This is a genomic window from Shewanella sp. 10N.286.48.B5 (assembly GCF_002874355.2).
Lineage (GTDB): Bacteria > Pseudomonadota > Gammaproteobacteria > Enterobacterales > Shewanellaceae > Shewanella.
The window spans coordinates 2,519,381-2,533,677 of sequence record NZ_MCVG02000001.1 but is presented as its reverse complement, the minus strand read 5'-3'; the positions used below and the strand labels follow the sequence as shown (position 1 = coordinate 2,533,677).

Below are 14,297 nucleotides of genomic sequence, written 5' to 3'. Positions count from 1 at the left end.
TAAACTCCTTAACTACTCGCTTGCAGGCTCTGATTTATCAATAGCTTGATAAAGCGACTGGTTAATTTGGCGCATTTTTTGTTCATCTAAGCTGTAGTGTTTAACAACCCAAACCGCTAATAAGGCAAAGCCTGCAGGGATGATGGTATTGAGCAGTAAAATCCCCATTAACGAGTCGGGTGATTGCTGCTGATTTGCCACATAACCCATGGATGACAGCATCCAACCGATCATCGCGCCTGCAAAAGCGCCGCCTAATTTTTGCGAAAAGGCTGCTGCTGAAAAAATCATTGCGGTGGCGCGGCGGCCATTTTTATATTGTGAGTAATCAGCAGTATCGGCATACATAGAAAACACCAACGGCGATTTAGGCCCTAAGCAAAATCCAATTAAGGCCTGCAATACAAACATCAAGGTAAGGTTGTGAGCAGGAATAAAGTAAAAGGCTGCTGACAATATGGCGACAGAAGTCATCAAACCTATCAATAAGCTGCGTTTATCAAAGTATTTTGTTAATAGAGGCGTAGAGGCGGCGCCTAGGGCAAGTGAGATCATATAAACCGCAGTAAAGGTGCCTATAAGATCTTCTCGGTTTACATAGTATTTAAAGTAAAAGGTGCCGGTACTGGCGCGTAAAGTAATGGTAAACATGATGATTAACGCTAAAGAGAATAAAATCAGCCATGGCTTGTTGTTGGTTAAATCGATTATGTCTTGTTTGATTGAGGTTTGTTGATTCGCTGGTGGCGCTATGCGCTCTTTAGTTGCAAAAAAAGTAAGGCAAAACAGCACCGCTGAAATAAGTCCATAACAGGCCATGGTCAGTTGCCAGCCTAATGCCTCATTACCCGCGCCAAGATAAGTAACTAATTCAGGCGTCATATAAGCAACTAAAGTACCGCCAGAAAAAGCACCGATAAATCTAAAACTGGTTAATGTGGTTCTTTCCTGACTATTACTGGTGACCACACCTAATAGCGCGCCGTAGGGCACGTTAATAAAGGTGTACGCCAGCATCATGAAAATGTAAGTGCCATAAGCCCAAATCAATTTACCATCATCACCTAAATCGGGCACTGTGAAGGTGAGTACACCAGCTGCAGCAATGGGAATAATGCCTAATATGAGGTAAGGGCGAAATTTGCCAAAGCGGGTGTTAGTTCTATCTGCGAGGGCGCCCATTAATGGGTCTGATACCGCATCGATTATGCGAGTCACTAACATCATGGTGCCAACAGCTGCAGCTGATATACCAAATGCATCTGTGTAGAAAATAAATAAGAACACATCAAAAACACGCCAATAAAAGTTAGATGCCACATCCCCAAGGGCGTAACCGACTTTTTCTTTAAAGGATAACTTATCGAATGTGACCGATGTGTTTTTTACGCTGGTTGCTGATTGTTCCATAATCGTTTTTATACCTTGATTGTTGCAATCTAACTTGAAGGTATTACTTACAACTAACCCACTATTCACTTGTATTTACAACATCTTCGCTGGGTTGATACCTGATAAAGTGTAAGGCTTTAATATTTAGCACGCCTAAGTCACGCCTAAGTGTAAGCGCTTACATTGTGATTTTAATGTAAATTATTAATCATTTTTTGACCAGTATTAATTTAAATAAACTGAATATGATTTTTTGAAAAGAGGCGGGTAGAAGCGTTTTATTGATCTGGGATAAAGAGGCTAAGGTATTCAGCCCTTTTCCATCAAAGGGCTGAATAACATTTACTAAATAATTCTTATTGGATAATTGTTACTGGGTAACTGTTATTGAATAAGAAGCGACTCACTATTTAAGCATCTCGTTTACTCGTATAACCTGAGCGCGGTAACCCGTTGCGAACATATCGTGACTATTGATATTAATGCGCACAGCGGGTTTGGTTTCACCATAGCGATGCTCAACTAAAATAGATTTAACTTTACCTGTGGTGTCATCCATTTTTAAGTTGCCATAACCGCCACCTAAACCAAATAAACCAGCTGAGGCAAAGTAGCTCATCATGCTGTCTTTATCTTGCTGATATTTAACGATAGATGTTACTGGCGAGTAGCCTTGATAACCCAACTCGTCTTTACCGTATTGCCATACTTGGGTAACGGTTTTATTGGCCTCATCAATTTTGTATTCAACCGCGCGGGAATATTTTTCACTGGCAAACATCGGCTGACCTAGCTGACGTCCATCGCCATTATCAAATACCGTTAAAGTGCCCTTTTCAGGAACAAGATAAGCGGTATGGGAGGTGTATGAGAAGTCAAAATCACTGCCTCGGCAACGACCCTTTTCATTACAGCTAAGTTTGTTACCTGTAGCATCAACTGGCGAGAGTAGCTTATCTTGGAACTTGTCACTCCAGCCTTTTTCAGGGCCTAATATCCATTTAACTTGTTTATCGCGGCCAATTTTGATTACCGCAGATTGATGACGTGAGCTAATAATGATGCTGTCATCTTTAGGGTCATAATCAATAGAGTTTACATGGACCCAATTACGGCCGGTTTCAACCCCATGAATGTCGCCATAAGGGGCATTCTTTAAATCTTCCAGAGTCGTTTGATGACCTGCTTGGTCAATATTCATATTCAAGCAAACTGCGCCAGCATCAAGGGATAATAAGGCTGCATCACGCAGTGGGTCTAAAATACTATTAAGGTCCCAGTAATCCACTAACTTACCTGTGTTATCAACCTCAATGATTTGATCGCGTATGGTGTTGACTAACATGCCATCAGCGCGGCGATAATCTTTGGCGGCGGCGCGAATAAAGATATTGCCGTTGGCAGCTTCAATCCCTTCGTGTGACGCATCAATAAAATTACCCGGTAAATTGTGCTCTGAAATCATTCTGCCCATCAGTGACATTTTTTTCCAGCCTTGCCCCTGTACCCACACCATGTTGCCGTCTTTAGTGACGTTCATGCCCATGGCGTAACCTGCGCTGTCATAATTTTTTGAGTTATGGGTGGTGTAAGGATTCAGGTACCAACGAATATCACCAGCGGTATCGATAATGAAAAACCCTGGTTTCCCATCCCAAGAAAACGCCCCAGGTGCATCAGGATTATTGTGGGATAACTGACCCGACTTTCCGTCTGGATTGGTCCAGTTTACAAAATAAAGGCGGTCTTTAAAGTCAGCGTCAACATGTTCTACTTCGACGATGGGCGCTTTAGCCCACTGGCTTTCTGAAAAGCCCATATCAATGTCTGGGGTTAGCATTTGATACTCGTGGCTGCGCTGCTTGCCGTTTTCAGTCCATTTAATTGTAAAGGTGTTCATAAAGGCAGGGTAGAGACCAAAAATGGGTACGCCACCTTCATCCATTACCCGCATATCATCAACTTGATAGTTTATGCTGACACCAGTTTCACCTTTGGCATGTATGGTGACATCCACATTGGAAATTTTATGGCCATTAAGAGTCACTAAAGCCGTTAGTGGGGCATTTTCATAGGGATTATGAATGATATAACCCAATGGCGCATCTGCCACTGGCATTGGCTTCATCCCCATGGGGTCTGCATTAACATTATTGATTGAACAAAGCAGTGACAAGGTCAATGTTGTATAAAGTATTGGCTTTAGCATGGGCACACTCTGAAATTAGTTATAGCGGCAGTATACCTTGGCATAATCGATAATAATGCAGTGTAACTAACAGAAAGTGTTATAATTTTTTACTTTTGATTAATAGCTCACGAAATAAGATTTTTAACTAAATTTAGGGAACTTTTGTGAATAGGCTGTGGAGTAACAACTGTTTAAAACCGATGGGAAGCTTATTACAATTGTCTCAAAAGTGATTGGTAATTGATGCGAATAAAAAAGCCTACTTTATATCAACACGCCGTTAGCGGTTTTAAAGTAGGCTCTTAAGCTATTCAGCTAGCTAAGGGGTTAGCTATTTAGTTACTCGTCTTCACTTGGAGGTACATAACCTTCAACGGCAACATCTTTGCCTTCAAATAAAAAGCTAACCATATTCTCTTCAAGTAGTTTACGGTCATCAACATTCATCATGTTAAGTTTGTTTTCATTGATTAGCATGGTTTGTTTTTTCTGCCAAAGTGCCCACGCTTCTTTACTGATTGAATCAAAGATACGCTTGCCTAGATCGCCAGGGTAAAGTTGAAAATCTAAACCTGGAGCTTCTTTCTTTAAATATACGCAATTAACATTACGAGCCATGATTATTCCTTAAAGGGATTCCTTGACGGGATCTACTGCTAAAAGAGCGGCTAAGTTAGATAAAATCCGCTCAGTTGCTGCGGCTAATCCAACTTTCGCGGGATGATGTATGTTATACCAGAGTGTCTGATTTTGTTCCATTACACTTGAGTCAATTTGAGGCGATTGTTGATTTTCGCCGAGATTAACTAAGATAGGCTGAATATCTAAATGAAAATGACTAAAAGTATGTCTAAATCCTGCAAGCCATTGTGATTGTTCATTATTGTTGTTTTTTGCTGCGGCATATTCATTGCTGCTGTGATTAAACCCATTAGCACTGATATGTGCAAGCAGCGCCGCCTCAGTATCAAATTGAGGAAAACACCATAAGCCGCCCCAAATGCCTGCTGGTGGTCTTTTATTAAGAATGACTTCACCATCTTTATGCAGTACTAGCATCCATGCAGATTTTACAGGAATGGTTTTTTTAGGCTTTTTACCGGGGAATTCTGTCTGTCGGCCAGCAAGCTGCGCTTTACAATCAATTGCAACAGGGCATTGAGCACAATTGGGTTTACTGCGAGTGCAAACCGCAGAGCCAATATCCATCATGGCTTGGTTAAATTTAACCACATCTTTTTGCGGGGTTAACTTATCCGTTAAGTGCCATAATTGTTGTTCAACTGCTTTTTGACCTGGCCAACCTTCAATTGCGCCGTGACGGGCAAGTACCCGTTTAACGTTTCCATCTAATATTGAATGATGCTGACCAAGGGACAATGACAAAATGGCCCCAGCAGTCGAGCGGCCAATACCCGGTAAGGCTATGACTTCATCTAGCGCTTCAGGAAACTTGCCTGCATGTTGCTCACAAACTGTTTTAGCCGCTTTATGCAGATTACGGGCGCGGGCATAATAGCCTAACCCCGTCCAATGATGCAGTACATCATCTTCGCTGGCATTGGCAAGGGCTTTAATGTCGGGAAAGCTTTGCATGAATTTTTCATAGTAGGGGATAACAGTGGCAACTTGAGTTTGTTGCAGCATGATCTCTGAAATCCACACTCTATATGGGGTTTTATTGATTTGCCACGGTAAGGTCTTGCGTCCGTGTAAATCGTACCAAGCGGTGATCCGCTCAGAAAAGGAGTTAACTTTTTTCATCAGCGCAGTGTATATGGAGAATATTCTATAAACAAGGGAGCCTGTTAACTGATAAATACTTTAGTCATGGTGATTTTAAGATATACTTAGCCACTATTATTGGAACAAAGATGAAACTTTGAATAGTCGGCAATTTAAACGCTATTCAAATGATGAGGCATACATGAGCGACGTTACCACCGCTGAATTTAACGAAGATGGCAAATATATTCGTAAAATCAGAAGTTTTGTATTAAGAGAAGGCCGTTTAACCAAAGGCCAAGCAAACGCAATTGAAGCACATTGGCCTGCAATGGGTTTAGATTACACACCAGAAGCGATTAATTTAGCTGAAGTGTTTAAGCGTGATGCTGATACCGTATTAGAAATTGGTTTTGGTATGGGTGCATCTTTAGTTGAAATGGCTAAAGCGGCTCCTGAGTTAAACTACATTGGTATCGAAGTACATAAACCAGGTGTTGGCGCATGTTTAGTTGATGCCGGTGAAGCTGAAATTACTAATTTACGTGTTTATCATCATGACGCGATGGAAGTGCTTGAAAACAGCATTGCTGATGGCTCACTTGCCCGAGTACAATTATTTTTCCCAGATCCTTGGCACAAAAAACGTCATCACAAACGCCGTATTGTGCAAGCTGAATTTGCGCAATTAATTCGTCGTAAGCTTAAGATTGGCGGTGTTTTCCATATGGCAACAGATTGGGAAAACTACAGCGAGCACATGTTAGAAGTGATGTCTGTGGCTGAAGGTTATAAAAACCAATCAGCAACCAATACTGTAGTTGAACGTCCAGATCATCGCCCGCTAACTAAGTTCGAAGCCCGCGGCCATCGTTTAGGTCATGGCGTTTGGGACATAATGTTCGAACGTATTGCATAATTATAATAAAATATTGTTAAAATAAGCTATTTAATCAACTAACTAGGAAATAACCATGGCTAAGACCCGAACTCGCCGTTTACGTAAGAAACTACGCGTTGATGAATTCCAAGAATTTGGTTTTGATATCAACTGGACTTTTGATGAGTCAATTTCTGAAGCAGATATTGATAAAGCTGTTGATGAGTTCATTGAACAAGTCATTGAACCTCGTAAGCTAGGTTTCCATGGCGGCGGTCATAAAATGTGGGAAGGCATTATTGCAACACAAGAGATCGGTAAATGTACCGAAGAAGATGTTGCTGCTGTTAAAGCCTTCTGGGAAGCGAAAAAAGTGCCACAACTTGAAGTTAGTGCACTGTACGACATCTGGTGGGGCTAATATAGCTAATGCCTGAGCAAATATTGCTTGATGAAGTGGTCGACAAGGTTCGGCCACTTATTGGTTTAGGGAAAGTCGCAGATTATATTCCAGCATTGGCTGACGTAGATCCAAACAAAATAGCAATAGCAGTCACTGGCGCAGATGGTCACACCATTGGCGCTGGGGATTATCTTGAGCCGTTTTCCATTCAATCTATCTCCAAAGTATTCAGCCTTACTTTAGCGCTAAGTTTGTACTCCGAAGATGAACTTTGGAGCAGGGTAGGTAAAGAGCCTTCAGGTCAGTCGTTTAACTCATTGGTTCAAGTTGAGCTTGAACGAGGCATTCCAAGAAATCCATTTATTAATGCTGGTGCATTAGTGATAGCAGATTTAATTCAAGCGCGCCTTGGTGCACCTAAGCATCACTTGCTTGAAGTGGTTAGAAACCTGAGCGAAAACCCTCACATACTTTTTGATAAAGTGGTGGCTAATTCAGAATTTCAGTTTAGTGCCCGTAATGCCTCTATTGCCTATTTAATGAAGTCATTTGGTAATTTTAACGGCGATGTTGATACAGTATTAAAGAGCTATTTTCATTACTGCTCATTAAAAATGAATTGCGCTGACTTATCAAAAGCGATGTTTTATCTCGCCAATCGCGGTAAAAGCCTAGCAGGGGATCAAATCGTTACCCCAGTACAAACCAGACAGCTAAATGCACTGCTTGCTACCTCAGGTTTATATGATGGCGCAGGTGAGTTTGCTTATCGGGTTGGTATGCCAGGTAAAAGTGGTGTTGGCGGCGGCATTATTGCGGTGATCCCTGGGGACATGTCTATTTGCGTATGGTCGCCTGAACTTGATCAAAATGGCAACTCACTGGCAGGCACTCGCATGCTTGAGCATTTATCACAATCATTAGGTCGCTCAATTTTTTAAACTCGCTTATGTTGCTGGGCAAGTTTTTTATGCCCATTTTCAAATGTTAAGCTTGAAATCATCCATTGTCTTTTTAGTATCCTCATCCACGAGTTTGAAAATCATCTATTCTTAAATCTACCCATATAATAGCGATGATGAAAATTACCAACATTTGGCTTATTTCACACATAGTTAATATAAATCCAAATCTAAAAGCTAAACCTATTAGTTATTACCTGCTTTAAGTTATTGATAAAAAGCTTATTTATGTTTTTGGCACAGCCTGTGCAATAACTTGGTATCAGTCTAATTAACATTGAAACTAGATATCAAAACGTTGGCAGTAGCTTAGTGAGCAGTTTAGCCACTCGCCCCATTGATTATCTACATAACGATTAACAGCAAGGATAGAGCTAATGAATACCCAAGGTTTATTTAAAAGTATTGCACTAACTGGTTTAATTTTTACCGCAGGGGCTATGACGCCTGCGGTGGCCAAAATGTCCCTTGAAGATAATCAATGCAACGTGACCCTAAACTATGATGTTACCGTTGAGCCACAAAAATTATCCTTTAGCGAAAAAGGCGCTGAGGTTTACCGAGTCGAACTTGGAAAGTTATATATTGATGGCAACCAAGTTGCACTAAATGATAAGCAAGCAGCTTTGTTAGCTGATTATTCGGAGCAAGTATCTAAACAGATCCCAGAGGTAATTGATTTAGTTGATGATGCTGTTATTTTGGCAACAGATGCAGTGAGCATGGCATTAACCCCTATTTTTGGCGATGCCACCGCGGCTAAATTGGATGAGCTTTTAGCTGGAATTCAAAGCCGTGTTGACCAAGCAGCATATCAACAAGGGGATAAGTTTTATCTTGGCGCGACAGAGTCTTCGTTAGAAGAAGCATTTAATGAAGAGTTTGAACAAGAAATGGAGCAAATGATTAAAAACTCCATGGGCAGTTTTATGATGGCGCTAGGGGCTGAAATGATGTCTTCAGAAGGCGGAAGCTTTGATGAAAAAATGACTGCCTTTTCAAGCAAAATGGAAAGAATCGGTGAAGATGTTGAATTGCAGATTTCTGAGCAATCAGAGGCCATAGAAGCTAAAGCCAAAAAAGTCTGCGGTAACTTTGAGCAGTTAATGGTGCTTGAAAGTGAATTACGTCAATCCATCCCACAGCTATCTTCTTATGAATTAGCGACATTATCAGATACTGAGTAGCGGTAACCTTGTAAGTTCTAGCATTGTCAAAATGCACCTGACCTTCCCCTGTACCTTGTGCAGGGGCTTTTTGGTTAAACCATTCCCGCTTAAATTACCAATCAAAAACTTCACCCGCCAATCAAGCTCTAGTTAACTATCTGTTATTTGCGCTACTTTGTAGCGAGATATGCTAGCCGAGCTAGTCGTTTTTTGTCTAATTGCCACCGTTCAAGTTGAGAAAATGTCATTAATATTACAGTTTATCGTAGATTTGTTCTGATAAAAAAATTGTATATTATAAATATAGAGCCATTTATACAATTTTTGGTATACTCCTAAAACTATAAAACTGTATGGCGTTAACCAATTAACTTGTTGTTTTAGTTTTGGTTGGCTATTCATGATAATGGACTATCGAAATTTAATTTCTTTTTGGGTGAGTGGCGCAACGTTTAAAGAACCATATAAAGTAGGTGGCGTTTATGCAGCATTGTCTGTAATAAGCGACATTACTTGGAACTCAAAAAATATTTTTAATGTCGTAAACAGCTTAAGGCGACTCCAATGTTAGAACTATTAGAACCTATTGCTATTTTTACTCATGTTGCTAGAGCCGGGAGCTTCAGTGCCGCTGCCAGAAGGTTGAGTATATCTAAGTCCAAAGTAAGTACTCAGGTTGCTGATCTTGAACATAAACTTGGGGTTCAACTCATCCAACGTACTACACGTAGTTTAAGTTTAACTGAAGCGGGTAACTTGCTTTACATACAAGGTGAGGAGTTATTACGTGATGCAGAGCAGGCCGTTGCTAGTGTGCATAATCTAAATGATGCCACCCGTGGTGTACTTAAAGTCGGTATTTCTCAGTCTTTTGGTACCATGCATATTATTCCTGCATTACCTGAGTTTATGGCACGACATCCAGAGCTTGAGCTACAAGTTAGCTTACTGGATCATAAAGTCGATGTGGTTAGTGAAGGTTTAGATTTACTTTTGACTATGTCTGAGCAGCTACCATTAGGTATGGTTGCAAGACCATTAATGAAGTGTCAGTTCTTATTAGTGGCATCGCCAGAATATATTGCCCAACATGGCAATATTTCTCGACCTGAACAACTTGTTGATCATAACTGTCTAGTCTACCAAGGTGAGTGGCATGAGCACAGCATGTGGCAGTTTAAGAAAGCTGATGATTACTGTGAAATTGGTGTTTCTGGTAACTTCCGGGTTGATAATGCACCAGCATTAAAATCGGCCGCGGTTAGCGGTTTAGGTATTGCCTACCTAGCAAGTTATTTACTTGAAGATGAAATCGAACAAGGTACATTAGTGCCGTTATTACCTGATTGGCAATTGACCAACAACTTACCGCTACAGGCTGTTTACCCAAGACGTAAGCACCTTGCCCCTAAAGTAAGTGCATTTATTGAATTTATTAAAGGTCATATTGGTACTACACCTTATTGGGATGGTAAGTTTGATCATTTATACAAATTACGTAAATAGCCATTCAATGGGGTTTCTAAGTCAGTAACTAAAACTGGAAACATTGTTCGAATTTTAAAACAAAGTCGCAACTTAAGTTGCGGCTTTTTTATTTGCACAATAAAAACAATAACTTGATTGTCTTGTGCTTGAAAAACGCTCAGGTTGTTTCTGTGCTGAGTTATTAATGGAGTATAAAAAGCTGCTTGAACTCTGTTCTTAAATCAATACAATAGATTTCAGTTGATTCGGAATGATTTGAGTCACGCATCTTGTTGAGAAATGACCCCTTTTCAGCTTTTTGTGCAAATCAGCAACTTCGCAAGTTTTGAATCACTGCTGGCAGAGGTTTTAAAATCAGAACAATGCCGGCTTTGAAACCATCATCCTAGTTTTAATTGGTTTACCCCAGACATTGTGCTGGGGTTATTTTTTCTGCCCTATAATATCCGCTTAATTTGTTTACTCTCTCGCCTTTGTACTTTTGTTCTCTTTTAAGCTGCCAATTGAATATATTTGTCGGGTATAGCATTTGTTAATGCACTCGTTATTGAACTTGTTATTGCCTTGGTAATTTATAGAGTGGCGCTCATTACTTAGATTTCATTACTTAGATTTCATTACTTAGGCTTTAGTACGAGCCAAAAAGAAGGCCACTAAAAAGTGGCCTTAGATAACTTAATCGATTGGTTGATTAACCGCGATTTGAGTCTGCTGATTGGCTTAATAGCTCAGGTTTATTGGTTTGATTAATCCAATTGTCCACTTCAGCTTCTAATACATCTAATGGTACAGGGCCATTTTGCAGTACTAGGGTATGGAACTGACGAATATCAAACTTGTCACCTAATTTAAGCTTGGCGTTTTCACGTAGCTCTAACACTTTAATCATACCGACTTTATAGGCAGTAGCTTGGCCAGGCATCACCACGTGGCGTTCTACCATTTTAATGGCATCAGACTTAGCATTTGGGGTGTTGTCTACGTAGTATTGGATACCTTGCTCACGAGTCCATTGTTGAGTGTGGATCCCTGTGTCTACAACCAGACGACAAGCACGCCATAGCTCCATCGCTAAGCGGCCAAAGTCAGAGTAGGGATCAGCATACAAGCCCATTTCTTTAGGGAAGTATTCAGTATAAAGACCCCAGCCTTCAATATAGGCAGTATAGCCACCGAATTTTCTAAATTTAGGAATACCTTCCAGCTCTTGGGCAATGGCAATTTGCATGTGATGCCCAGGGATCCCCTCATGATAAGCCAAGGCTTCCATTTGGTAAGTGGGCATTGCTTTCATGTCATACAAGTTGGCGTAGTAAGTACCAGGGCGTGAACCATCGGGAGCGGGTTGATCATAGAATGCTTTACCAGCAGACTTTTCGCGAAAGGCTTCAACAGGTTTAACGATTAATCCGGCTTTAGGTTTAATATTAAACACTTCACCTAAGCGTGACTCCATATTATCAATTAGGTCTTTAGCTTCGGTAATGTAACGAGTTTTACCTTCATCGGTGTTGGGGTAATAAAATTGTTCATCATCACGCATGAAAGCCATAAACTCGGCTAAGTTGCCGGTATAATTTACTTTTTTCATGATCGCACGCATTTCATTATGAATACGTTCAACTTCTGCTAAACCTAACTGATGAATTGTTTCAGAGCTCATATCAGTCGTCGTAATACGATTTAGACGAGTATTATAAAAATCTTCGCCTAAAGGTAACTTCCACACCCCATCACGGCTATCAGCTTTGGCTTCTAATTCATGTAAATAGCTGATTAAATTGTCATACCCAGGTTTTACACTTTTAATTAAGGCTGTTTTAGCTGCCGCCAATAATTCATCTTTTTGAGCTTGGGTAATATCTAGCTTCTCGATTTTACGGTTAATATCACCCCATAGGGTGCTTTTAACTTCAGTATCAGTAAAAGGTGCACCCTTGATAATATTTTCGCTGTCTGAAATCACATAAGGGAAGACAAACTTTGGCGCGATAATATTTTTATCGGCGCGAATTTTTAATGCATCGATCACTTGCTCAGTTACATGCTTTACACCGTTTAAACGGCTAATGTAAGCCTGTGCATCACTGACATTTTCAACTTGATGTTGATTGATAAGGAAGGTAGCAATAAACGAATGACTACCACGCATCTGGTTTACAGGGTAATTATGGTAACGCCATTTATCATCGCTGATTTGCTGCTCTAAGCCTTGTTTCATTAATTTGTAGCTAAGTGCCGTTTGCTTGTCTAACTTAGCAACATTAATAGTTTCAAGTTGTTTTAAATGCTTTTTAGCTCTGGCTAAGTCTTCGTCAGCAGATTTATCACTAAAATCACCCCATTTGTCATAATCAGTTTTGATGCGTAAATAGGTTTGGGAAATCGGGCTAGCCATTACATTTTCCATGAACATACTTTCAAACAGCTCATTGGCTTTTTCTGACTCGGTGGTGGCTGTTTTAGTGGAGGCTACTGTATTGGTTAAAGGTTGGTGCCCTGCAGTGTGGGCGATTGCGGCGTTTGATAATAAGCTGGTTAAAGCAACGGCTATTAATGTCGTTTTTGTTGTTAGTCGCATAGGGTTTCCGTTAGCAAAGTAATAGAACAGGAGATCGATTGATATCCTAAATGACACAAGCATAAATGTATAACGTGAAATGTTAGCAATTGTGTCTTAAATGTTGCTGAATTTACAGGGTAAATGCGAAATGATTTATTTAGTGACTTGCAGGTACTTTGCTTAAAGCGCCAAGCTTAATGGGCAAAGGAAGTCAAAAAAAGCCTAATGCATTAACCTTGTTTTATAAAGGTAATCCATCAGGCTTTTATATAGGCTAGTAATAAATAGGCTAGTAATAAATATGCCAGTAATAAGTAGACTAGTTATATAGGCTAGTAATAACTTTAATAAATCAGCTAGCTATAAAGTAGCTAATCTAAAAACTGCGACAAAATATCATTAACAAACATATGGCCTTTGGCGGTTAATTGCCAATGGGTCTCAGTTTCGGTTAATAAGCCTCTTTTAATAGACTTGGCAATACCTTCATCAAGCTCTGACATAGGTAAGCCGGTGCGCAGTTCAAATTCAGTTTTAGGGATAGCCGTCATTAACCTGAGTCGATTCATTAAATATTCAAGGGCGCGATCTTCAGCTAGCACTTCAGTAGTTTCACTGGTGTAATCTGACGTTGCTAGATAACCCTTCGGATGCTTAATTTTGACGGTGCGAATAATCTTATTGAGCTCAGGTTGAGTAATCTTGCCATGGGCGCCGCAGCCAATCCCCAAGTAATCGCCAAATTGCCAATAATTGAGATTATGTTTGCACTGAAATCCGTCTTTGGCATAAGCAGATATTTCATATTGCACATAGCCAAGTGCTGCTAGCTTCTTCTGTCCTTGCTCATAGATATGCCACAAGTTTTCATCGTCAGGCAATTGTGGCGGTTTGGAATGAAATAAAGTATTTGGCTCTATGGTCAGTTGATACCAAGATAAATGCGGTGGCATTAACCCAGCAGCAGTATCGATATCGGCCATGGCTTCATCAAATGACTGATTAGGTAAGCCGTGCATTAAATCTAAGTTAAAGCTGTTGTAACCTGCATTACGGGCTGTATTAGCAGCGGTAACGGCTTCATCCTCATCATGGATACGGCCAAGAAGGTTGAGTTTATCTTTTGAGAAACTTTGCACCCCAATGGACAAGCGCGTCACCCCTGCAGCGCGATATGCGGCAAAGTCATCATGCTCTAACGTACCCGGATTGGCTTCCATGGTAATTTCAATATCATCTTCAAAACCAATGGCGGCTTCAGCACCGGCTAGAATGCGCTGTATTTGGGTGGCTTCAAATAAAGATGGCGTGCCGCCACCAATAAAAATGCTGTGAAGTTTTCGCCCTTGTACATAGTGAAGGTCGTGATTGAGATCGGCTAAAAGTGCATCAACATAAGCTTGTTGCGGTAATACTCCATGCTGACCATGGGAGTTAAAATCACAATATGGGCACTTTTGAACGCACCAAGGGATATGGATATATAAGCTCAGTGGTGGCAGAGATAATTTCGCTGATTGCATG

Annotated in this window: 11 protein-coding genes; 5 read left to right on the top strand and 6 right to left on the bottom strand. The window is 40.5% G+C overall.

Annotation, left to right across the window (positions count from 1 at the left end; genetic code table 11):
- Positions 1-12: 12 nt before the first annotated feature.
- From BCU57_RS10810 to mutY, 4 genes are all read right to left on the bottom strand, one after another.
- On the bottom strand, positions 13-1,410 hold the full coding sequence (locus tag BCU57_RS10810) for an MFS transporter (RefSeq protein WP_102440636.1): 1,398 nt from the start codon (positions 1,408-1,410) through the stop codon (positions 13-15).
- A gap of 388 nt (positions 1,411-1,798) precedes the next feature.
- Positions 1,799-3,601, bottom strand: a complete 1,803-nt coding sequence (locus BCU57_RS10805; protein WP_102440635.1) for an aryl-sulfate sulfotransferase — start codon at positions 3,599-3,601, stop codon at positions 1,799-1,801.
- A 321-nt stretch (positions 3,602-3,922) separates the two neighbouring features.
- Positions 3,923-4,201, bottom strand: coding sequence for an oxidative damage protection protein (locus BCU57_RS10800; RefSeq protein ID WP_102440634.1), 279 nt, complete (start codon positions 4,199-4,201; stop codon positions 3,923-3,925).
- A 9-nt stretch (positions 4,202-4,210) separates the two neighbouring features.
- Positions 4,211-5,347: an A/G-specific adenine glycosylase gene (gene mutY, locus BCU57_RS10795; RefSeq protein WP_102440633.1), complete on the bottom strand. Its 1,137-nt coding sequence runs from the start codon at positions 5,345-5,347 to the stop codon at positions 4,211-4,213.
- 163 nt (positions 5,348-5,510) lie between these two features.
- Between mutY and trmB the strand changes: the two genes are divergently transcribed.
- The 5 genes from trmB to BCU57_RS10770 all read left to right on the top strand — a co-directional run bounded on the left by trmB (position 5,511) and on the right by BCU57_RS10770 (position 10,228).
- Complete coding sequence (trmB, locus tag BCU57_RS10790) at positions 5,511-6,227, top strand: tRNA (guanosine(46)-N7)-methyltransferase TrmB (protein ID WP_102440641.1); 717 nt, start codon at positions 5,511-5,513, stop codon at positions 6,225-6,227.
- Between the two features lie 55 nt (positions 6,228-6,282).
- Positions 6,283-6,609, top strand: a complete 327-nt coding sequence (locus BCU57_RS10785; protein ID WP_102440632.1) for a 50S ribosome-binding protein YggL — start codon at positions 6,283-6,285, stop codon at positions 6,607-6,609.
- Between the two features lie 8 nt (positions 6,610-6,617).
- Complete coding sequence (gene glsB / locus BCU57_RS10780; protein ID WP_102440631.1) at positions 6,618-7,532, top strand: glutaminase B; 915 nt, start codon at positions 6,618-6,620, stop codon at positions 7,530-7,532.
- A gap of 398 nt (positions 7,533-7,930) precedes the next feature.
- Positions 7,931-8,740 (top strand): YggN family protein, encoded by an 810-nt coding sequence (locus BCU57_RS10775; RefSeq protein ID WP_102440630.1) that lies wholly within the window; start codon positions 7,931-7,933, stop codon positions 8,738-8,740.
- A 546-nt stretch (positions 8,741-9,286) separates the two neighbouring features.
- Positions 9,287-10,228: a LysR family transcriptional regulator gene (locus tag BCU57_RS10770; RefSeq protein ID WP_102440629.1), complete on the top strand. Its 942-nt coding sequence runs from the start codon at positions 9,287-9,289 to the stop codon at positions 10,226-10,228.
- A 673-nt stretch (positions 10,229-10,901) separates the two neighbouring features.
- Here the strand turns inward: BCU57_RS10770 and BCU57_RS10765 are convergent.
- A complete protein-coding gene (locus BCU57_RS10765; RefSeq protein WP_102440628.1) occupies positions 10,902-12,791 on the bottom strand; it encodes a DUF885 domain-containing protein in 1,890 nt (629 codons plus the stop codon).
- Between the two features lie 353 nt (positions 12,792-13,144).
- On the bottom strand, positions 13,145-14,296 hold the full coding sequence (gene hemW, locus BCU57_RS10760) for a radical SAM family heme chaperone HemW (protein ID WP_102440627.1): 1,152 nt from the start codon (positions 14,294-14,296) through the stop codon (positions 13,145-13,147).
- Position 14,297: the final 1 nt, after the last annotated feature.

Excerpts from the sequence above, each read along its gene's own strand:
- BCU57_RS10810 (WP_102440636.1), bottom strand. The coding sequence starts at position 1,410 with ATGGAACAATCAGCAACCAGCGTAAAAAACACATCGGTCACATTCGAT.
- BCU57_RS10800 (WP_102440634.1), bottom strand. The coding sequence starts at position 4,201 with ATGGCTCGTAATGTTAATTGCGTATATTTAAAGAAAGAAGCTCCAGGT.
- BCU57_RS10775 (WP_102440630.1), top strand. The coding sequence starts at position 7,931 with ATGAATACCCAAGGTTTATTTAAAAGTATTGCACTAACTGGTTTAATT.
- mutY (WP_102440633.1), bottom strand. The coding sequence starts at position 5,347 with ATGAAAAAAGTTAACTCCTTTTCTGAGCGGATCACCGCTTGGTACGAT.
- trmB (WP_102440641.1), top strand. The coding sequence starts at position 5,511 with ATGAGCGACGTTACCACCGCTGAATTTAACGAAGATGGCAAATATATT.
- glsB (WP_102440631.1), top strand. The coding sequence starts at position 6,618 with ATGCCTGAGCAAATATTGCTTGATGAAGTGGTCGACAAGGTTCGGCCA.
- BCU57_RS10765 (WP_102440628.1), bottom strand. The coding sequence starts at position 12,791 with ATGCGACTAACAACAAAAACGACATTAATAGCCGTTGCTTTAACCAGC.
- hemW (WP_102440627.1), bottom strand. The coding sequence starts at position 14,296 with ATGCAATCAGCGAAATTATCTCTGCCACCACTGAGCTTATATATCCAT.
- BCU57_RS10805 (WP_102440635.1), bottom strand. The coding sequence starts at position 3,601 with ATGCTAAAGCCAATACTTTATACAACATTGACCTTGTCACTGCTTTGT.
- BCU57_RS10785 (WP_102440632.1), top strand. The coding sequence starts at position 6,283 with ATGGCTAAGACCCGAACTCGCCGTTTACGTAAGAAACTACGCGTTGAT.
- BCU57_RS10770 (WP_102440629.1), top strand. The coding sequence starts at position 9,287 with ATGTTAGAACTATTAGAACCTATTGCTATTTTTACTCATGTTGCTAGA.